The sequence below is a fragment of the Shewanella seohaensis genome, assembly GCF_023283775.1.
Classification (GTDB): Bacteria; Pseudomonadota; Gammaproteobacteria; order Enterobacterales; family Shewanellaceae; genus Shewanella; species Shewanella seohaensis.
Genome location: NZ_JAKILE010000009.1, coordinates 23758 through 44176 on the forward strand (window position 1 = coordinate 23758; position 20419 = coordinate 44176).

Annotated in this window: 18 protein-coding genes; 6 read left to right on the forward strand and 12 right to left on the reverse strand. The window is 46.5% G+C overall.

The annotated features are described in order from the left end of the window. Positions 1-54 precede the first annotated feature (54 nt). Entirely contained in the window at positions 55-2586 is a 2532-nt protein-coding gene (locus L2713_RS11850) for an Ig-like domain-containing protein (RefSeq protein ID WP_248968045.1), read from the reverse strand. A gap of 220 nt (positions 2587-2806) precedes the next feature. Between L2713_RS11850 and L2713_RS11855 the strand changes: the two genes are divergently transcribed. From L2713_RS11855 to L2713_RS11870, 4 genes are all read left to right on the forward strand, one after another. Then, the gene (locus tag L2713_RS11855; protein ID WP_248968046.1) at positions 2807-4120 is read left to right on the forward strand and encodes a dicarboxylate/amino acid:cation symporter; all 1314 of its coding nucleotides are present in this window, start codon (positions 2807-2809) and stop codon (positions 4118-4120) included. A gap of 151 nt (positions 4121-4271) precedes the next feature. Beyond that, positions 4272-4604, forward strand: a complete 333-nt coding sequence (locus L2713_RS11860; protein ID WP_248968047.1) for a hypothetical protein — start codon at positions 4272-4274, stop codon at positions 4602-4604. Between the two features lie 208 nt (positions 4605-4812). After that, a complete protein-coding gene (locus tag L2713_RS11865) occupies positions 4813-5487 on the forward strand; it encodes a response regulator (RefSeq protein WP_041408752.1) in 675 nt (224 codons plus the stop codon). Beyond that, positions 5478-6827, forward strand: coding sequence for an ATP-binding protein (locus tag L2713_RS11870; protein ID WP_086904054.1), 1350 nt, complete (start codon positions 5478-5480; stop codon positions 6825-6827). Before L2713_RS11865 ends, L2713_RS11870 begins: the two co-directional genes overlap by 10 nt. A gap of 26 nt (positions 6828-6853) precedes the next feature. Here the strand turns inward: L2713_RS11870 and L2713_RS11875 are convergent, their stop codons facing one another. Beyond that, on the reverse strand, positions 6854-7549 hold the full coding sequence (locus L2713_RS11875; RefSeq protein ID WP_248968048.1) for a 2OG-Fe(II) oxygenase: 696 nt from the start codon (positions 7547-7549) through the stop codon (positions 6854-6856). Positions 7550-7665: 116 nt separating this feature from the next. On the opposite strand from L2713_RS11875, the gene L2713_RS11880 reads away from it, so the two are divergent. After that, the gene (locus L2713_RS11880) at positions 7666-8928 is read left to right on the forward strand and encodes an HD-GYP domain-containing protein (RefSeq protein ID WP_248968049.1); all 1263 of its coding nucleotides are present in this window, start codon (positions 7666-7668) and stop codon (positions 8926-8928) included. A 73-nt stretch (positions 8929-9001) separates the two neighbouring features. On the opposite strand, the gene corA is transcribed toward L2713_RS11880, so the two are convergent. From corA to cobB, 4 genes are all read right to left on the reverse strand, one after another. Then, complete coding sequence (gene corA / locus L2713_RS11885; RefSeq protein WP_086904051.1) at positions 9002-9949, reverse strand: magnesium/cobalt transporter CorA; 948 nt, start codon at positions 9947-9949, stop codon at positions 9002-9004. Between the two features lie 126 nt (positions 9950-10075). Beyond that, entirely contained in the window at positions 10076-10438 is a 363-nt protein-coding gene (locus L2713_RS11890) for a hypothetical protein (protein WP_248968050.1), read from the reverse strand. A 224-nt stretch (positions 10439-10662) separates the two neighbouring features. Continuing rightward, a complete protein-coding gene (locus L2713_RS11895; protein ID WP_248968130.1) occupies positions 10663-11112 on the reverse strand; it encodes an ATP-binding protein in 450 nt (149 codons plus the stop codon). Positions 11113-11123: 11 nt separating this feature from the next. Continuing rightward, positions 11124-11870, reverse strand: coding sequence for a Sir2 family NAD+-dependent deacetylase (gene cobB, locus L2713_RS11900; RefSeq protein ID WP_109287781.1), 747 nt, complete (start codon positions 11868-11870; stop codon positions 11124-11126). A gap of 256 nt (positions 11871-12126) precedes the next feature. On the opposite strand from cobB, the gene fur reads away from it, so the two are divergent. After that, positions 12127-12558 (forward strand): ferric iron uptake transcriptional regulator, encoded by a 432-nt coding sequence (gene fur / locus L2713_RS11905; RefSeq protein ID WP_248968051.1) that lies wholly within the window; start codon positions 12127-12129, stop codon positions 12556-12558. Between the two features lie 91 nt (positions 12559-12649). Here the strand turns inward: fur and L2713_RS11910 are convergent, their stop codons facing one another. The 6 genes from L2713_RS11910 to L2713_RS11935 form a co-directional block, all read right to left on the reverse strand. Further along, on the reverse strand, positions 12650-13147 hold the full coding sequence (locus tag L2713_RS11910) for a GNAT family N-acetyltransferase (RefSeq protein WP_248968052.1): 498 nt from the start codon (positions 13145-13147) through the stop codon (positions 12650-12652). Positions 13148-13196: 49 nt separating this feature from the next. Continuing rightward, positions 13197-13604, reverse strand: coding sequence for a nucleoside diphosphate kinase regulator (gene rnk, locus L2713_RS11915; protein WP_089068002.1), 408 nt, complete (start codon positions 13602-13604; stop codon positions 13197-13199). Positions 13605-13985: 381 nt separating this feature from the next. Further along, the gene (gene sucD / locus L2713_RS11920; protein WP_011622417.1) at positions 13986-14858 is read right to left on the reverse strand and encodes a succinate--CoA ligase subunit alpha; all 873 of its coding nucleotides are present in this window, start codon (positions 14856-14858) and stop codon (positions 13986-13988) included. Then, on the reverse strand, positions 14858-16024 hold the full coding sequence (gene sucC / locus L2713_RS11925) for an ADP-forming succinate--CoA ligase subunit beta (protein WP_011622416.1): 1167 nt from the start codon (positions 16022-16024) through the stop codon (positions 14858-14860). Before sucC ends, sucD begins: the two co-directional genes overlap by 1 nt. A gap of 119 nt (positions 16025-16143) precedes the next feature. After that, complete coding sequence (odhB, locus tag L2713_RS11930) at positions 16144-17340, reverse strand: 2-oxoglutarate dehydrogenase complex dihydrolipoyllysine-residue succinyltransferase (protein ID WP_011622415.1); 1197 nt, start codon at positions 17338-17340, stop codon at positions 16144-16146. A gap of 48 nt (positions 17341-17388) precedes the next feature. Further along, complete coding sequence (locus L2713_RS11935) at positions 17389-20208, reverse strand: 2-oxoglutarate dehydrogenase E1 component (protein ID WP_248968053.1); 2820 nt, start codon at positions 20206-20208, stop codon at positions 17389-17391. Between the last annotated feature and the right edge of the window lie 211 nt (positions 20209-20419).

Here is a 20419-nt window from a genome sequence, read left to right on the forward strand (position 1 = left end):
AATGTGCAGGTAAAAAATAAGGTGCCAATGGCACCTTATTTTTTTAGTTGAAACCTACTTAACAACAATAGGAATATTCAACACTTCAGAGGTTGTCCCCTCGAGTCCGACATCACTTAATCCCGGAGTCGTGACCGTCACGATCAAGTTACCAGAATCCGCCTGATCGCCACCTTTTAAACTCACAACAAACTGTCTGCCACCGTTATAGTTGGTGCTTGGCCAAGTATAACTTGTAGAGCTCGTTACTGTTGCTCCTGAAGCTTTAAAGTTAACCACAGAACCTGCTGGCATTTGCTGGTTATTAATATCTGCAATAGTAAACATTACAGATGCAGTACCTTTAATACCAATATCAATTTGGTTGTTACCAGCAACGTTATCATTAATCACAACGTTTCCAAGTGTCGTTGCATAGGCTTCGCTACTAGACATCACCAGTACCAGTGAACGTCGTACAGAGATTGATGCTTGTGGACTACATTTCACGCCAGAAACTGAAGCATCACAAAGTACACCACTATACTCGCCATCCGCTAAGTTGAACTCACCTTGTCCTGTTGGATTGACTGGATCAATAAAGTCTGTAAAGGTCTCACGTGCACCAGAGGTATCAGTGGTACTTGCCGTCATGTATTTCGGTGTATAAATACCATCTTCGTTATGATCGACATAAGCTTCACTTAAATCATAACAGTCACCGCTATTGTCACGACCGCAGTTAGTTGCACTACCCACAAATAAGTTAAATTCACTAGCAGTATCGAGAATGTTGTTGCTGTTAAGATCTGGGAAAGACTCTTCGCCAATCGCAGTCGCGGTAATCGTCACGCGTCCGCCATAGGGCTGACCGTAATAATTGCCATTATAGCTTCCACCGGCAAGATTCACTTCTTGCTTTAAGAAAGCGGTAGGCTCCTGCACTCGGTTACCATTACTATCGAAGAAGGGGCCATTTCCATCAATTCCCACTGGACGAGGTAACTGGCTGGTCCAAACAACAGAACAAACACCATCTTTAGTTTGGCATGAACTTTCTATTGAACCACCTTCGGCCGTAAATACCACTGCAGTGCCATCAGGTACAGGGTTGTTAAAGGCGTCGGCTAAACGAGCGGTGACCGTAACTTTAGCACCATCATAGTTCCAACCTTCAACGTTTAATACTGAAGCAGAAAGTGAAAAACTGTCTTGGTCAGGCTTACCCGTTGACACCACTAATACATTGGATTGACTGGAAATACTCGAACCGTCTGTGCCAAGCGTTGTTGCAGTCACTCGAACAGTCGTTGCCACAGTGCCAGAATTAACAACCGTTTGTACATAACCTTGATTGTTAGATGTCGCAGTTGCAGGCGTTAAACTCAATCCTGCTGAATCATTATTAAGCTTAAAATCAACAGACTTGTTAGCTACAGCATTGCCGTTAGTGTCTAGCACTCTAAAGCGCAAGGTTGAAGACTCTGCGGTTCCTGTACCTTTGATACCAATATTTTCAGGCGTTGCGTCAACAAAAACGATACTACCGACATTTGCCGATAACACTTTGATTGTGCCCGTTGCAGAAAGATTCTTGCCACCTACGTCGGCAGTAACAGTGATATTATCTTCTCCAACACAACCTTTCGCGAGATAGGTACTGGTTGCTTGTCCACCAACAGCGGTGACCGGGCTGCTAAGTACAGCTTCTGGGGATGCCTTATTAGAACAAGTCGACGCGAATTTAACATCGACTGGCTCAGTAAATGGATTGCCGTCACTGTCTTGCAGTAGAATAGAAACGGTTGCCGTACCACCTGCAGATAAGGTCGTAGCACTCACATCAGCCTTACCAGAAACAAAAGGTGAACCACTGCCCATTAGGACATTGGTTGCACCTACAACAAACACTTGCTCACCAAATTCACCTGTGTTTAATGATGCTTTGGCGGTACCTGCGCCAGGAGTACTTCCTGCGTACAAATTAACGCTCGCTTTACCGTTAGCGTCTGTAATTGCTGTTTTTACAGGAAGATCGCCAATAGTAGTATCAAAAGTCACAATAGCCGCTTTAGATAATCCAGTGACAGTGGCAGTTAAAATACCAGGTGTAGTCGACGTTATACTATCAATCGCATTACCAGCAGAGTCTGTCAGTTTTAGAGTAACTTGAGCTCCACCACCAGCTTGCCCGCCGTCACCTGCCATCACAAAACCTATTTTGCCGGATTCACCACTATCAATCTTTGCACTCACAGTGCCAGCACCTGCAATAGTGGCCGTATTTAAAATAATAGAGGCAACACCTTCACTATTTGTTAATGCAGTTGCTGCGGCAGGGAAAAAAGACCCCATGTTTGAATTACTCAAACTGAAGGTCACCAATTCACCCGCTAACGCGCCAACTTTCGAATCGACTACCTTAGCAGTAACAGTGGCAGGCGCATTCGCGGATATATTGGTGTTTGAAATCCCCATTGTAACGGTAATTACACTTGGGGTTGGGGTGGTGCCAGTGCCATCGTCGGAGATATTGCCTCCGCCGCCACATGCGACCAAGAAAAGTGAACATATTCCTGCGAGAAAAACCTTATACGCTGACTTCATTGTCAGGCTCCCTGTTACTCTGATGATAATACTAAGATTGACGCTTATAACTTATAGGCTAACATTACACAATTTTCACGTAACTTTTCCAATACTCTCTTATTTTATTTCTCATATTTTGCGCTTAGTTTAACATCGGAACTCATTTAAACTTCTGCATTTTCTTGCTAGGCTTGTCGTCGCCAATATTAGAATGTATAAAAAACACACAGGAATCCCCATGGCAACCTCATCACAAAAGAAATTCGGCCTTACAAGTAAAATTCTGTTCGGTATGGCAACAGGTATTGCTTTAGGTCTCATACTCCGCAATGTCTTTCCAGAAAGCGATATCGTAAAAGACTACATTACAGAAGGTTTCTTACATGTTATCGGCACTATCTTTATCTCAAGTTTGAAAATGCTAGTGGTTCCACTGGTATTTATTTCATTAGTTTGTGGCACATGCTCACTGAGTGAACCTTCAAAATTAGGTCGTTTAGGCGGCAAAACATTAGCCTTTTATTTATTCACAACGGCGATTGCTTTAATTCTGGCCATTGTCAGCGCGGTATTAGTTCATCCAGGTAATGCTTCTCTCGCTTCCGAAAAAATGGAATACACAGCCAAAGAAGCGCCTAGTCTTTCTAGTGTTCTAATTAATATAGTGCCAACGAATCCGATGCAGGCCATGAGTGAAGGCAATATGCTGCAGATTATTATCTTTGCAGTGATTTTTGGCTTTGCGATTGCGCATATTGGCGAGCGTGGAAAACGTGTTGCCGCGTTATTTGAAGATTTAAATGAAGTGATCATGCGAGTCGTTACGTTGATCATGCAGCTTGCGCCTTACGGGGTGTTTGCACTGATGGCAAAACTGGCTTTAACGCTAGGTTTAGGAACATTCGAGAGTGTGGTCAAATATTTCCTTGTCGTGTTGGTGGTGTTATTGATCCACGCCTTTATCGTCTACCCGACCCTGCTTAAGTTATTTTCAGGCTTAAATCCGCTGATCTTTATTCGTAAGATGCGCGATGTGCAATTATTTGCCTTTTCAACCGCAAGCTCGAACGCCACTTTACCGATTACGATTGAGGCGTCTGAGCACAGACTCGGTGTTGATAACAAAATTGCCTCTTTCACCCTGCCATTAGGCGCCACCATTAACATGGATGGCACGGCCATTATGCAAGGTGTCGCCACAGTATTTATCGCCCAAGTCTTTGGTATTGAATTAACCATTACCGATTATGCTGCCGTTGTTGTCACCGCGACCTTAGCTTCAATCGGTACTGCAGGCGTTCCGGGTGTAGGGTTAATCATGCTAGCGATGGTGCTTAACCAAGTCGGCCTACCCGTTGAAGGGATTGCCCTTATTATCGGGGTTGACCGACTCCTAGATATGGTGCGCACCGCCGTGAACGTGACGGGCGATTGCGTCGCGACAGTGGTCATTGCCAAATCTGAAGGCGAATTTAACGAAACCGTATTCAACAATACTCAAGCCGGTAAAGTCGCCAGTAACTTTGATGAGCAAGTGCATAAGGTCGAGTAATACTGACGTTAAAATGCCTTTGTCTCCGCTAAAAAGCCCAACTTAGTTGGGCTTTTTTATTGTCTTATCCTCATTTTGTGAACAAGCAAATAGAATAGCCCTTTAAATGCCGTTACATTAGACCTCGTCAATATAGAAAGAGGAGAAAGCTATGTGGTGGAGAGTGAGTTGGATTATTGTCGCCTTTTGGCTGTTAAGTGCGCATTTTCTACGCTATGACCAGCTTCTGTTAACTGGACTATTTGCAGTAGCGCCTCTTGGTTTACTCATCAAACATCCAGTCGTCATTCGACTACTGCAAGCGATATTGTGCATCAGTGTAATTATCGTTTGGGGGACAACCGCAATCGATGCGGTGCAAATGCGTCTTGCCCACGGCGCGCCTTGGATAAGACTCGCTGTAATCATAGGCGGTGTGATACTCTTTAGCTTAGGAGCCGCATGGGGTGCTAATGGGATTTGGCGCAAAAGCACGCAATCATAGGCCAAGATGTAATAAAATTATCTTCAACCTCAAGGTAGAGGGATAAATCAGACAATCTCTTTAAAGACAATTAATTAGTACTTATTTTCGCCACTCTATCGGCTCGGTCAGCCAAGGTTAAGTTGTTATTCGTTATGATAAGACAATATTTGGCTCCTGCGTATATTTTGCGTACACTGAGCCCAGTCGACTTTAAGGCATGAGTATTATGAGAATTTTGGTTGTTGAAGATGATCTTATTTTATCCCACCATCTAAAAGTGCAATTAAGCGATTTGGGCAACCAAGTCCAAGTCGCTCTCACCGCCAAGGAAGGGTTCTTCCAAGCGACTAACTACCCCATCGATGTGGCCATTGTCGATTTAGGTTTACCCGATCAAGACGGCATTAGCCTTATCCAACAATTACGTGAAGAAGGCGTTAAAGCGCCTATCTTAATCCTAACGGCCCGAGTTAACTGGCAAGATAAAGTCGAAGGCCTTAACGCCGGTGCCGATGACTATTTAGTCAAACCCTTCCAGAAAGAAGAGTTAGTCGCAAGACTCGACGCTTTAGTCAGACGCAGCGCAGGCTTTGTTAAACCCGTTATCACCAGTGGTGAGTTAAAGCTGGATCTTGCCGCCAAGCAAGTGACCCTCGGCAACGAGATTATGGAAGTTACCGCCTTTGAATACCTCATTCTGGAATATCTAATGCGCCATTGTCATGAGGTCGTCGCCAAACAGCGACTCTTAGATGTGATTTATGGTGACAAGGAAGGCGACCCTAACACCATTGAAGTGATGGTGAGCCGTCTACGCAAAAAACTCACCCGTGATGGCATAGACAACCCGATAGCGACCATTCGTGGCCAAGGTTACAAATTCAATCTGCCATGCAATTAAGACTCAAAATGAAGAAACGTCTGCTGACGCGGATGTTTCTCACCTCATTATCAATCATCACCTTAGTCGGATTTGGCCTCGCTTGGATGGTCAATATTCTGCATGCGCAAAATAGTTACAACGAGGAAACCGCGCAGCTTATCGCCGAAATACCCCAAGTCGCCGCTGAGCTGAGGGAGCACGATTTAATTCCCGACACCAGCGCTTGGTTGGAGGAAAACAACAAGCAAGAACGCTATGTGATGGCGAGCTGCGATGAAAAATTTAAACAGGTGTGGACATCTTCCCTCGCCGTCGACCGTGGCCTGTTTGATACCTGCGAACGTTTCAATGAAATCCGTAATGACTCCCCGCCCTACTACCTGACCATGGCCGATGATAGAGGTTATTTCGTGTATTTGCTCGCGGTCGAAATCGCGGGAGTACACTATAACCTGCTCGTCATGAAGGATGCGGCGAAGCTTGAGCAGGAATACAGTAAATTCAGTAAGCGTACTTATATCCGTTTAGCCATGGTGCTCGCCCTCGCGCTTATTCTGCTGGTCAGTGCGGCATATTGGGGGATGCGTCCACTGGTGCGGATGCAAAACGAACTGCAATCAATTAACCAAGGTAAGACAAAATCACTATCAGAGGGTTATCCCGTTGAGCTTGAAGGCGTAACTCAAGCCCTTAACCAACTATTGCAACAATCGAGCGCCCAACAGCAACGTTATCAAAACGCGATGAACGATCTGGCCCACAGTCTAAAAACCCGTCTTGCGGCCGTTCACGCCATTACTGATGACACGACGCTGACGAAGCAATCCGCCAATGAAAAAATCATGGAGCAGATTAGCCAAATGGATCAGCTCGTTAAATATCAACTTAAGCGTGCTATGTTAGGCCGCCAGGGCTTAAAACAGGAGCACACAGCCATCGCCCCGCTGGTCGATCAACTGGCGCAAATGTTATTTAAGATTTATCGCGAAAAGCAGGTGCAATTTAAGGCAAACATCCCCACAAACCTGCAGTTTCCAGGCAATAAGGGCGACTTGATGGAGCTATGCGGCAACCTAATGGAAAATGCCTTCCGTTTGTGTATCAGCCAAGTTCAGGTCAGCGCCCGCTTTACGGACCAAGGTGATTTTGAATTAATTGTCGAAGACGATGGGCCCGGGGTTGAAGAAAAGCTGCGCCAAAAAATTATCCAACGGGGCGTGAGAGCCGACACCCAATCCCCAGGACAAGGCATTGGGCTGGCTGTGTGTGATGAGATTGTCAGCAGCTACGGCGGCTATTTGAGTATTGAGGAAAGCCATTTAGAAGGCGCCAAGTTTAGAATTACTATCCCAGCTTAACCGCCTTCTTCACGCGCCATTAGCCGTTAGCTATATACCGCGTATAACTGTTCGGCGCGGTTAAACATCACCCATGACGTGGCAATATATTTATCATTACTGATAGGCATATTGCCGCGATGGGAATGGGTAAAACCTGCCGGCGCAATCACCATAGTGCCTTTCTTTGGTGAAATCTTACGCTGCTGGTAATAAAACTCAGTTTCTCCGCCCTCTTCCACATCATTGAGATAGAACATATACAACACGACGCGATGCAGTGCCTCATTGTGGTTTAGCTGGGGAAATTGCTCCGAATGCCAGTGGGGATATCCACCTTTATTCTTTTGATATTTTTGAATATTAATACTGCCACTGCGGTACAAATATTTTACTAAGGCTTCGGCTCTTGGCTGACCTAAGCGCTCAAAATTATTCGGGGTTAAGGTTACCGCTTGGCCTTGCTCGTCACTCACAGACACTGATACCGCGCCCATTAACGCCATGGAATATTGAGTAAAATAGTCGGTGGCGCCCTTTAGGGTATAGGATAACAGCTCATTTTTGAGGGGCTGTAAATCGGCAAAATTATCTAAGGTAAGATCTCGGCTGATCTTCTTCTCGAGGTCGACCCCATTACCCGTTTGGCCATCAACCACACCTGAATGTTGCTCAAATGCAAGAATGAGACGATCACATAAGTCATCGGGGATAGCATTAGGGTATACTTCGATAAAATCCATATTGGCTCAGTGTTTTGGCTATTTTGTACTCTTACTATGCTGACACGTTAGTTAAGTAATTGTAAAGCTGCATCATTGATATAAAATAACTCCATTGGCTTCACGATAACAAGAATATGAAAAAAAGCTGTAAAGTCTCAGTACATCAATTACAGGTGGGTAATTTTGTGCGTTTGCCCGTGGCCTGGAAAGATCATCCTTTTTTATTCAGTAGCTTTCATATCAAGCAAGCTGCGCAGATTGAATTAATTAAAAACCTTGGTATTGAACACGTTATTGTCGATTTAGAACGTAGTGAAACCACTCCGTTGGCCGCAGAAGCCGTCAATCCCATTAAAATTCCCCCTAGCGCAGAAATCCATAATTTAAAAAACGATATGGATATCTATAAAGCCGAGCAAATTGAAGTACAAAAAAAGCTGCGCCGCGATATTCACAAAACTGAGCAAAACTTTACCCGCTCGGTTGCTATGATGCGCAGCCTTATCGCCAAACTTCGTAATCGCCCGCTCAATGCAGTGGATGATGCCAAGGATTTGGTGCATACCATTGTCGAGCAACTACTAAACTCCGATAACCTCGTCCTGCACTTAATGAGCGATGCTAAGCAAGATGAGAGTATTTACTACCACTCGTTAAACGTGGCGATACTCTCGATGCTTATCGCCAAAGAAATGGAGTGGGACCGTAGTGAAATCGAATTGGTGGGCTTAAGTGCGCTGTTTCACGATGTCGGTAAACTCAAAGTGCCGCCGCAGATTTTGAAAAAGACTACACCTTGGTCGGCACCTGAGTTGAATTTTATCAAACAACATCCGCTGCTGGGGATTGAACTGCTCAAGCTCGCCGATAACTTCCCCGAGGCGGCGCTCGCCCCTATCACCAATCACCATGAGTATCTCGATGGCTCGGGTTATCCGAAGGGATTGAAGGAAACAGATCTGGATAAAATCTCCCAGCTGCTCGCCGTCGTGAACGAGTACGACTCGCTTTGCTATCCGAATCATCAGGGAAAGGCGCGCATGCCCTATGCGGCCTTAGGCTATTTATATAAACAATATAAAACCAAATTAAATCAGGAATATATTGGCAAGATGATCAAAATGCTGGGCATTTATCCGCCGGGAAGTGTGGTGGAGTTGTCGAGCGGTCAATATGCCATGGTGATGTCGGTCAATCTGCAAAAGCTACTGTGCCCGAAAATCCTTGTGTATGATGCACTCGTGCCTAAAGATCAGGCGCCGATTGTCGATCTGGAAGTCGAAGGGATCAGTATCGTGCGGTGCCTGCCACCCGCGGCACTCCCCGAAAAAGTGCATGAATACCTCAATCCACGTGAACGCGTGAGTTACTACTTTGGTGGCGATAGCCGTAAATAAACCAAAGGGGTTCATTCGCCCAATAAAAAGCCGGAGTACTCCGGCTTTTTTGCATCCAGGCCAATATTCGCGATTAGAGCCAGTGTTTGCGTTTAAAGAAGAAATAGGTCCCCGCAGCACTTGCGAGCATCATCAATATCGCCATCGGATACCCATATTGCCAACCTAACTCAGGCATTCCATGGAAGTTCATCCCATAGCTGCTGGCAATCAACGTGGGCGGCAGAAACACCACAGCCGCAACCGAGAAGATTTTAATGATCTTATTCTGCTGTAATCCACTGAAACCCATGGCAGCGTCGAGCAAAAAGTTTAACTTATCGAAAATAAACTGACTGTGTGGCATTAACGACTCGATATCCGAGAGCATTTCGCGCAAGTCTTTTAAATGTTCATCGGACAATTGCCCGCGGTAGTATCGCTGCATATAACGAAGCGAGCGCTGGGTATCGAGCAAACTTAAGCGAATTTTACCGTTCGAGTCTTCCTGCAAGGTGATGAGTTTGAACACATCATCCAACTCATCATTATCAAACACTTGCTCACCGACATTTTCAAGCACCGTATACACGTCCTCAATCAAGTCGGAGAGATAATCCACTTTCAGATTAAAGAGTTCGAGGAACAATTCCTGCGGGGTTGAGACTTCCAACCGACCCAGGCGTAAGTAGTTACGCAACAAACGGATCAGGCCGACATCCTCTTCACGTATGGTCAACAGGAAATTTGTCCGCAGGTTAAAGGAAACGTTCACCCCACGTACGTCTTGCCCCACACGCTGGGGGAATAACGAATTGATATGTAAGCCGTCGCTGTTTTGATAAAAACGCGCCGAAGCCTCAATCTCGTTGATATCTTCTTCGTCGGGCACTTCTTCAACGGAAAAACGACTTAACCATTCTCGCTCTGCATCATCAGGTTTATAGAGATCCAACCATATGGTCGACGCCGGAATACTGTCTTGTGTGTTAATCTCAGTGACCGTCAGTTGACGGTTTTCGTAGACATAGGCAGTAATCATGTGTCCTCCTGAAAAAAACTTAAGCTAAAAAGTCCACTTAAGTGCAGGCTAAAAAATTGTCGCTAGTTTAACGCATAACTTAGTAATGAAAAGGCGGGAGCGATAAATTCATAAAATAAATCTGTGTTAGTCTTCGAGAATTTCTAACCGCTCCGCATTAGAAAAGCGAATGTGTACGCCCTCAATCGTCACCATTTTGGCCTCCGAGATATCCCCTTTACGCGCCTTGTACACGCCGGATAACACACCAGCTGGAGACACTATTGTCACAGTCACGACTTTATGTTGATCGTACCAGTACCACACACTGTAGCTTAAAAGGCTCAGCCCCAGCAGTAAAAATGCTGCCCGCATGCCGTAACGACGCCATAGACTCGGCATCGGCAGAAGATTTACCGAAGTGGCAGACGCCTGCTTAGGCCGCCGATTGGCCAGCAGTAAAATCGCCATAATAATAACGACTAAGGTGAGCAGCAGTTTTGTTAACAAAGGACACTCCAGAGGGCGGGACTTAACCGATTATAATCGACATTGAAATGCGAAACTGTCATTAAGATCAAGCTTATGCAACACAGTATCGCAGCGACATAGCCGTATATTTCGATATCAGACTAACAACAAAAGATGACAAGTTAACATCTAACCGAGAAAATCCAGTCGATTAAAATCGAGTCATTCAAAGCAGTGACAAGCTAAAGGCGACTAAGAGACACCTAGAATGCCTCAAACTGCGCTGCCATACGCCGTATTTGACTTAGCGGCACACCATGACGATTACGCTCGGCGCACAGTTGTTGATGCGCGCGCGCTGAAGGCTCCCCCACCAGTACGATACGCACTTGATAACCTAAGGCTTTCGCAGCTGCCTCATAGGCCATGTACTCCCAGCGGCAAAGATTAGTGTTATCACAAATCACGATAGGCTGAGCGCTACTGAGCGCGTGGATAAACGCGGTTAAATTACGTTGATGATATTCGGAGAGTTTTTTCGCATCGAATCGATACTCCTCTCCCTCGTAGAAAAAACTATCGGTCGAAAAAATGCCGCCTTGGCGAACGCGAATCGCCTCTTCTAACGGTAGATTATCCACAAACTGCTCGACCCAATGGGATTTACCGCTGCCCGGTAATCCCCGCATAATAATCGCCAGTTTTTGCGTCATGGGCTCGTTGCTCATTCTTTTACATCGGACTCGGCTAAATCGGAGCCAATCACTTTGCCTGCGAGTATGGTATCGACCAATTTAGGCACCAAATCCCCTGCCTTACCGGTTAAATGATATTGGAACTGGCTGTGTCTATCGGGGGTGACTAAATTTACTTCCACCGTTTGCGCGCCATGATGATTGGCCGTATCGACAAACCCTGCCGCCGGATACACAGTGCCCGACGTACCAATGGCAATGAATAAATCACAGTTATCGAGCGCATCGTGAATTCTGTCCATCCCCAGCGGCATTTCGCCAAACCACACCACATGGGGGCGTAATCGTTGCGCAGGAATACAACAGGTACAACAGTTATTGGGCCCGAAGGGTTCCCTTAATAAGAAAGTTTGGCGAGAGCGTGGGCAACGACCTTTGGATAATTCGCCATGCATGTGCAACAAGCGCCGAGAACCCGCTCGTTCGTGTAGATCATCAATATTTTGGGTCACAATCAATAATTGCCCAGCAAATTCCGCCTCTAGCTTAGCCAACGCCAGATGCGCCGCATTAGGCATTACAGTGCCACTGTGCAATTGCTCCCAACGGCTGTTATAAAATCGCTCAACCAGTTCGGTATCGCGGGCATAACCTTCGGGAGTGGCCACGTCTTCAATATGATGCTCTTCCCATAGACCATCTTGATCGCGAAAGGTACGTAATCCCGATTCGGCAGAAATGCCCGCGCCAGTTAACACCACAATATGCTGGTACATACCGCTTCCTTTTATTGTAATTATTCTGTCCATTGTCCCGACATTTGCGCGTCGTGAACATTATTCCTTGGTATAACCTTACAAAAACTATGCTTGAATTGCCGCAATTTATTGCAATTTCGCGCTAAGTGACACAATTTATCTGCATATAGACCCATAAAGCTAGAACAAAGGTTTAAGTTTTTAATTTGACCCCCTATAATGGCATTCACTATCCACGGATGAACCTATTGGTTCTGCAATCAAGAGATTAGCAATGACAGATGGAAATCAAGCGCTAAAAAAAGCCGGTTTGAAAATCACCCTGCCACGAGTCAAGATCCTAGAACTGATGCAAGGACCTGAAAACCAACATATCAGTGCAGAAGACTTATATAAGAAACTGCTCGATTTAGGTGAAGAAATTGGTCTAGCAACAGTTTACCGTGTATTAAACCAGTTTGATGATGCAGGTATCGTATCTCGCCACCACTTCGAAAGTGGCAAGGCGGTATTCGAGTTATCGACTCAACACCACCACGATCACTTAGTGTGCCTCTCCTGTGGCAAAGTGATTGAGTTTTCAGATGAAGTAATTGAACGTCGTCAAGACGAAATCGCCAGCAAGTACAACATTAAACTGACTAACCACAGCTTATATTTGTACGGTCATTGCACCAACGAAAAGTGTGATCATAACGACGAGTAAGCATATTTAGCTCAATCTGGATATTAACCAGACACACCTAATAAAAAACCAGCCATCTAGGCTGGTTTTTTATTGAAATGCTCAGGCACAGTTAAAGCATCTTCGCGTACACATTCACTTTATGTCCCATAAACTCACTAGGTTCACGCCAATGCATTCCTATGCGTTTAGCAACGTTCTCAGAGCCAATGTTACCCTCTAGGATCAATGCAATGATTTGCGTAATGCCAAACTGCGGGAACACGCTGATTGCAGCTTGAGCAGCTTCGGTACCAATCCCTTTGCCCCAATACTCGGGAAAATAACGATAGCCAATTTCGACTTCGTTATATTCGGGAATAAACTTAGGTCCACAAAAACCAATCACCTTCTTATCAGCCTTGTGCTCGACGGCCCAGCGGCCGAATCCCCGTTGCTGATAATCCTGCAAAATCACGTTATGGAACAACTCCCGCGCCTGCTCTGGAGCAGTAAACGGCGCAACAGGAATGTATTTAAGCATCTCAGGAATGCTATTCATCAAGTAGAGGGCATCGATATCCTGCTCGGTAAATGGTCTGAGTATTAAACGCTCTGTCTGTATAATCATATTGGCTTCCTTCATATTGCCCTCTAGACACTCACATCAAGTGCTGTGATTAACGGTGAAAGTCACCGCTACGCTCTGGCTGATACATAATTTCTTCGATACGAACATTGACCATAGTGCCGCCGGGTCTTGGCCATTCGATTTCATCCCCTTGGGATAAACCCAATAAAGCACTGCCCACGGGCGCAAGAATGGAAATCGTACCCTCACCTGTCGCATCCTTGGGATAAACTAACCGTAAACAGAAGGTGTCGTCACTGGAGGACACACTAAATTTCACCTCAGAATTCATCGTCACCACATTACCGGGCATCTGCGCTGCGGGCACAATATCGGCTCGGTCGAGTTCCGCCTCCAATGCCGCGCGTCCCGGAAAGGCGTTGGCTGGTAATGACTCCAGTAGACGCTCGAGTCTTTCTAAATCGATTTCTGAAATAATGATCTTTGGTGTTTTCACAGTCTTTCCCTCGTGTAAATAGATGTCCCTTAGGGTTAAACATCTGCTGTGGGCTTATCCTCCCCCAATGGGATAAACCAATAAAAAAATACGCTCGCAGCTAAATGCCGCAATCGCGTGGTAATTAAGTACAAGATGTATTGCTGAACAGCCGTGGTGCCATAAGCGCAGGGCTTAGGTTTGTGGCTCTACTAATGCATTCACACGTCCATCAGGTGATGACGTTTGGTAGAGAAGCCCAATCTAACCCTTTGTAAATAAAAATGCTAGCCTGCACGATGTTAGCCTTGTCCCATTCTCACACTTTACTGCTCGGCACAGGCTAACAGACACGCAATAAAAAAGGCGCCTTAGGCGCCTTTTCGTGTGTTAACGGTTAGATTACCAACCGGTTTTAGCACGCAGCGCTTTGCCGATATCAGCTAACGAGCGGACAGTTGTCACGCCCGCTGCTTCTAATGCAGCAAATTTGTCAGCAGCAGTACCTTTACCGCCAGCAATGATCGCACCCGCGTGACCCATACGCTTACCAGCAGGAGCAGTTACACCCGCGATGTAAGAAACAACAGGTTTAGTCACGTTAGCTTTGATATAAGCAGCCGCTTCTTCTTCAGCAGTACCACCGATTTCACCGATCATCACGATGGCTTCAGTCTGCGGATCGTTTTGGAACATTTCCAATACGTCGATGAAGTTAGTGCCTGGGATTGGATCACCACCAATACCTACGCAAGTAGATTGGCCGAAACCTTCGTCAGTCGTTTGCTTAACCGCTTCATAGGTCAGCGTACCAGAACGAGAAACAATACCCACTTTACCTTTTAAGTGGATGTGGCCTGGCATAATACCAATCTTACATTCACCTGGAGTGATAACACCTGGGCAGTTTGGACCGATCATGCGAACGCCAGTTTCTTCTAGCTTCACTTTCACTTCCAGCATATCCAGTGTTGGGATACCTTCAGTGATACAAACGATCAGCTCAATACCACCGTCGATAGCTTCGAGGATAGCGTCTTTACAGAAAGGAGCTGGAACGTAGATAACAGAAGCGGTTGCACCAGTAGCAGCAACAGCGTCTTTCACAGTGTTGAACACTGGCAGACCTAAGTGCTCAGTACCGCCTTTACCTGGAGATACACCACCAACCATTTGCGTACCGTAATCGATAGCTTGTTGAGAGTGGAAAGTACCTTGACCACCGGTAAAGCCTTGGCAGATTACCTTGGTATCTTTGTTAATTAATACAGACATTATTTGCCCTCCGCAGCTTTAACTACTTGCTCAGCCGCATCAGTCAGACTGTTAGCTGCAATGATATCAAGACCTGATTTAGCTAATACTTCACGGCCTAATTCAGCGTTAGTACCTTCTAAACGCACTACAACTGGCACTTTAACGCCAACTTCTTTAACAGCGCCAATGATACCTTCTGCGATCATGTCACAACGTACGATACCACCGAAGATGTTAACCAGAACGGCTTTCACATTGCTGTCAGACAGAATGATCTTGAATGCTTCAGCAACACGTTCTTTAGTCGCGCCACCACCTACGTCGAGGAAGTTAGCTGGCTTGCCGCCGTGCAGGTTAACGATGTCCATAGTACCCATTGCTAGGCCAGCACCGTTCACCATACAACCCACGTTTCCGTCCAGCGCAACATAGTTCAGTTCGAACATTGCAGCGTGAGCTTCACGGGCGTCATCCTGTGATGGATCGTGCATTGCTTTGATTTTTGGTTGACGGAACAGTGCGTTACCATCGATACCAATTTTACCGTCTAAGCAGTGCAGGTTACCTTCAGTGGTGATAACCAGTGGGTTGATTTCCAGCAGTGCGAAATCGTGATCAACGAACATAGTCGCCAGACCCATGAAGATCTTGGTGAATTGCTTCATTTGAGTTGGGTTTAAGCCCAGTTTGAAGCCAAGATCACGTGCTTGGTATGGTTGAGGACCAGTCAGTGGATCGATGATCGCTTTGTGAATGAGTTCAGGCGTTTCTTCAGCCACTTTCTCAATCTCAACACCACCTTCGGTAGAAGCCATGAACACCACGCGACGGGTAGCACGGTCAACTACTGCACCTAAGTACAGTTCGTTAGCGATGTCGGTGCAGCTTTCTACTAAAATTTTAGCAACCGGCTGACCTTTCTCATCTGTTTGATAAGTCACCAGATTTTTGCCTAACCAGTGTTCGGCAAAGGCTCTGATTTCTTCTTTATCGCCAGTGACTTTAACGCCACCCGCTTTACCGCGGCCGCCTGCGTGTACTTGACACTTAACAACCCATAAATTTCCGCCAATACGGCCTGCCGCTTCTACAGCTTCTTGGGCTGTATCACATGCAAAACCTTCTGACACTGGTAAACCATATTCGGCAAATAGGGATTTTGCCTGATACTCATGCAAATTCATGATGATCTATCCGTATACTTCTAATCAAATCCAACTGGCCCCACGGGGCCAGTCACGAGGGTATGTCTGACTCTTGTCTTTAAACTAACAGGTTAAACGTTATCGTTTAGCGCGTTAGATTATAGGTCAAGTAGCAGACGAGTTGGGTCTTCCAAGAAGTCTTTAATGGCGACTAAGAAGCCAACTGACTCACGGCCATCGACAATACGATGGTCATATGAGAGAGCTAGGTACATCATGGGCAGGATTTCAACCTGACCATTGACTGCCATTGGGCGGTCTTTAATGGCGTGCATGCCTAAAATCGCGCTTTGTGGCAGGTTTAAAATTGGGGTAGACATTAACGAGCCGAATACACCACCGTTAGTCACAGTGAAGTTACCGCCAGTCATATCAGCCACAGTCAGCTTGCCATCACGGCCTTTGATCGCCAGATCGCGTACTGCTTTTTCGATATCAGCCAGGCTCATGGTATCGGTATCACGCAATACTGGGGTGACCAGACCACGTGGAGTCGATACAGCGATGCTGACGTCGAAGTAGTTGTGGTAAACGATATCGTCACCGTCGATTGAAGCGTTCACTTCTGGGAAGCGTTTCAGCGCTTCAGTCACCGCTTTCACGTAGAAAGACATGAAACCTAAACGGATACCGTGGCGCTTTTCAAAGATATCTTGGTACTGCTTACGGATATCCATGATTGGCTTCATGTTCACTTCGTTGAAGGTCGTGAGCATCGCGGTAGAGTTTTTCGCTTCTAATAAACGGTTAGCAATAGTCTTACGTAAACGAGTCATTGGAACACGCTTCTCGCTACGACCAGCAGCGAGTGGTTGTACCGCTGGAGCCGCAGGGGCAGCAGCCGCTTTAGGCGCAGACTTGATAAAGGCTTCAACGTCTTCTTTAGTGATACGGCCACCGACACCAGTGCCCTTCACTTTGCTCGCATCAACATTATGCTCAGCCAGTAAACGACGTACTGATGGGCTTAATGCATCGTTAGACTCTTCAGTCGCAGCAGCGGCAACAGGTGCAGCAGCTTCGGCTTCGGCTTTAGTCACTTCTTGACCAGAAACCGCACCCGCGATGAACTTAGCAATCACTTGCTCGCCCAGAACGGTGTCACCTTCTTGGAACAAGAACTCACCGATGTGACCATCTTCTGGTGCAACCACTTCCAGTACGACTTTGTCAGTTTCAATATCAACCAGATTTTGATCACGAGAAACTTGCTCACCCACTTTTACGTGCCAAGTGGCGATAGTTGCATCGGCAACAGATTCTGGCAGTACGGGTACCTTGATTTCGATACTCATGAAAAACGATCCTTTTTTATAAAATGTCTATTACTACAGTCTTAGCTATTACAGCTTTAGGGCACTGTTCACTAAAGATTCTTGTTGGTGAGCATGCAGCTCTGGGTAACCACAGGCTGGTGCAGCAGACGCTTCACGGCCAGCGTAGGTCAGTTTTGCACCCGCAGGGATAGCAGCCCAGAAGTGATGTTGGCTTGAGTACCAAGCACCCTGGTTTTGCGGCTCTTCCTGACACCATACAAAATCCTTCACATGTTGGTAGTCAGCTAAAGCTGCAACCATTTCTTCATGTGGGAACGGATATAACTGTTCGACACGGATTATTGCGATGTTATTGATGTTTTCTTTACGGCGTTTTTCCAGCAGCTCGAAGTATACCTTACCGCTACAGAACACGACGCGATCGACCTTGCTCGCTTCTAACGTATCGATTTCACCGATCACGTTTTGGAAGCTGCCATTAGCCAATTCTTCCATGCTAGAAACCGCTAATGGGTGACGTAGCAATGACTTAGGTGACATCACCACCAGTGGACGACGCATTGGGCGCACCACTTGGCGACGCAGCATATGGTAAACCTGTGCAGGCGTTGATGGCACACAGACTTGCATGTTGTGGTTAGCACACATCTGCAAGAAACGCTCTAAACGGGCGCTTGAGTGTTCTGGACCTTGACCTTCGTAACCGTGTGGTAACAGCATAGTCAGACCGCACAGACGGCCCCACTTTTGCTCACCAGAAGACAAGAACTGGTCGATAACCACTTGCGCACAGTTAGCAAAGTCACCGAATTGGGCTTCCCAAATCGCCAGACCACCAGGTTCCGCAGTCGCATAACCGTATTCGAAGGCGAGTACTGATGCTTCAGACAATACTGAGTCAGTAATGTCGATTGGACCTTGGTCTTCAGACAAGTTACGCAGTGGTAAGTAAGTTGTCGCATCGTTTTGGTTGTGCAGAACCGCGTGACGGTGGAAGAAAGTACCACGACCAGAGTCTTGACCTGTAATGCGAACACGTTGCTTGTCTTCAAGAATCGTGGCGTAAGCTAAGGTTTCAGCAAAGCCCCAGTCGAGTAACTTCTCGCCCTTCGCCATCGCAACACGATCGCCATAAATTTTAGCAACGCGTGAATGCAGCGGGTGGCTCTCTGGTACGTAGCTGAGCTTGTCAGCCAGCTTTTGCAGACGCTCAAGTGGCAGAGATGCTTGATACGCTTCGTCCCACTCACGGCCAATGTAAGGAGTCCAATCCACAGTGTGCAGTGTCATTGGGCGCCATTCTTTCACCACACAGTCACCTTGGTCTAAGGCGTCACGGTAGGTGTTGATCATGCTGGTCACTTCATCAGCGCCGATGCTGTTTTCGGCGATCAGTTTGTCAGCGTAGATCTTACGTGGCGTTGGGTGTTTCTTGATCTTGGCATACATCAATGGCTGAGTTGCACTTGGCTCGTCAGCTTCGTTGTGGCCATGACGGCGGTAACACACTAAGTCAATCACCACGTCACGTTTAAACTCGTTACGGTAATCAACAGCAAGCTGTGCAACAAAGGCAACGGCTTCTGGATCGTCAGAGTTCACGTGGAAAATCGGTGCCTGAACCATCTTAGCGATGTCAGTACAGTATTCAGTTGAACGCACATCAAAGTGGTTTGACGTTGTAAAACCAACTTGGTTGTTCACAACGATACGGATGCTGCCGCCCACTTTAAAGCCACGGGTTTGAGACATGTTGAATGTCTCTTGCACGATACCTTGACCAGCAATTGCAGAGTCACCGTGAATCGTAATTGGCATCACCTGTAAACCGTCTTTACAACCACGGCGGTCTTGACGAGCACGGACAGAGCCCATAACCACAGGGTTAACGATTTCAAGGTGTGATGGGTTAAAGGCCAGTGCTAAGTGCACGTTGCCGCCCGGCGTTTCGAAATCTGAAGAGAAACCTTGGTGGTATTTTACGTCGCCTGAACCGTGGGTATCGGCGTGCTTACCGGCGAACTCGTCAAACAGTTCTGCTGGACGCTTACCTAACACGTTCACCAGTACGTTTAAACGACCACGGTGAGCCATACCGACTACGATTTCTTTAGTGCCCGCTTCGCCTGCGCGATAAATGATTTCGCGCATCATAGGGACTAACGCATCGCCGCCTTCTAACGAGAAGCGTTTTGCACCAGGGAATTTAGCGCCTAAATATTTTTCAATGCCTTCAGCAGCATTTAGGCCTTCGAGAATGCGGGTCTTAACGCTTTTATCGTAGTTGGCTTTACCTAAGGATGGTTCGAGACGTTGTTGGATCCAACGCTTCTCATCGGTATCGGTAATGTGCATGTATTCGGCGCCAATCGAACCACAGTAAGTGGCTTTTAGCGCTTTGACTAAGTCAGCCAGCTTCATGGTTTCGCCGCCGTGGGCGAACGAGCCAGTGTTGAACTCACGTTCCATGTCTTCTTTGGTCAGACCGTGGAATGCGGGATCTAAATCGGCAACAGGTTCACGTTTCCACAATTCTAACGGGTCGAGGTTAGCCCCTTGGTGACCACGGAAACGGTGGGCGTTGATCAGCTGTAGCACTTTAACTTGCTTAGCATCCAACTCAGGATCGGTCACACGAGCGGCGCTCTTATGACGTCCGTCCATCGCTAAACTGCGAAAATAATCACGTACTTTGGAGTGAGCCGCTTCAGGCGCGTCTTTAGAAGCACCGTTCACCGGAGGGAGATTATCAAATACCGCACGCCAATCGTCAGAGACTGACTGTGGGTCTTCTTGATAGGCTTCATACATCTCTTCTACGTAGGTCGAATTTGCACCACTTAAGTGAGATGATTCGAGCCAGGCTTTCATGATGCCTTGGTGCATTGCTATTCCTTTCAAACTTTATACACGTGCTTAGCCATAGTTTTTATATGCAATCTCAAGCAATTACCTTCGACGCATAAATTTTGCCGCCCCTAGATATCCAGATTTCACGGCGCGTTGTCTTCCATTACATACACAAAAGAGCCACCTTCTATACCCAGAAAGTGACTCTTCGAGAGCTATATTATTATTGATTTAAGCTCGGGTTCTC

Bases quoted from the DNA above. Each gene is read 5' to 3' on its own strand.
- L2713_RS11895 (WP_248968130.1), bottom strand. From the start codon at position 11,112: ATGACGCAAAAACTGGCGATTATTATGCGGGGATTACCGGGCAGCGGT.
- L2713_RS11880 (WP_248968049.1), top strand. From the start codon at position 7,666: ATGAAAAAAAGCTGTAAAGTCTCAGTACATCAATTACAGGTGGGTAAT.
- corA (WP_086904051.1), bottom strand. From the start codon at position 9,949: ATGATTACTGCCTATGTCTACGAAAACCGTCAACTGACGGTCACTGAG.
- cobB (WP_109287781.1), bottom strand. From the start codon at position 11,870: ATGTACCAGCATATTGTGGTGTTAACTGGCGCGGGCATTTCTGCCGAA.
- L2713_RS11865 (WP_041408752.1), top strand. From the start codon at position 4,813: ATGAGAATTTTGGTTGTTGAAGATGATCTTATTTTATCCCACCATCTA.
- L2713_RS11860 (WP_248968047.1), top strand. From the start codon at position 4,272: ATGTGGTGGAGAGTGAGTTGGATTATTGTCGCCTTTTGGCTGTTAAGT.
- L2713_RS11875 (WP_248968048.1), bottom strand. From the start codon at position 7,549: ATGGATTTTATCGAAGTATACCCTAATGCTATCCCCGATGACTTATGT.
- sucD (WP_011622417.1), bottom strand. From the start codon at position 14,858: ATGTCTGTATTAATTAACAAAGATACCAAGGTAATCTGCCAAGGCTTT.
- L2713_RS11870 (WP_086904054.1), top strand. From the start codon at position 5,478: ATGCAATTAAGACTCAAAATGAAGAAACGTCTGCTGACGCGGATGTTT.
- L2713_RS11910 (WP_248968052.1), bottom strand. From the start codon at position 13,147: ATGATTATACAGACAGAGCGTTTAATACTCAGACCATTTACCGAGCAG.
- L2713_RS11935 (WP_248968053.1), bottom strand. From the start codon at position 20,208: ATGCACCAAGGCATCATGAAAGCCTGGCTCGAATCATCTCACTTAAGT.
- L2713_RS11850 (WP_248968045.1), bottom strand. From the start codon at position 2,586: ATGAAGTCAGCGTATAAGGTTTTTCTCGCAGGAATATGTTCACTTTTC.
- odhB (WP_011622415.1), bottom strand. From the start codon at position 17,340: ATGAGTATCGAAATCAAGGTACCCGTACTGCCAGAATCTGTTGCCGAT.
- sucC (WP_011622416.1), bottom strand. From the start codon at position 16,024: ATGAATTTGCATGAGTATCAGGCAAAATCCCTATTTGCCGAATATGGT.
- fur (WP_248968051.1), top strand. From the start codon at position 12,127: ATGACAGATGGAAATCAAGCGCTAAAAAAAGCCGGTTTGAAAATCACC.
- L2713_RS11855 (WP_248968046.1), top strand. From the start codon at position 2,807: ATGGCAACCTCATCACAAAAGAAATTCGGCCTTACAAGTAAAATTCTG.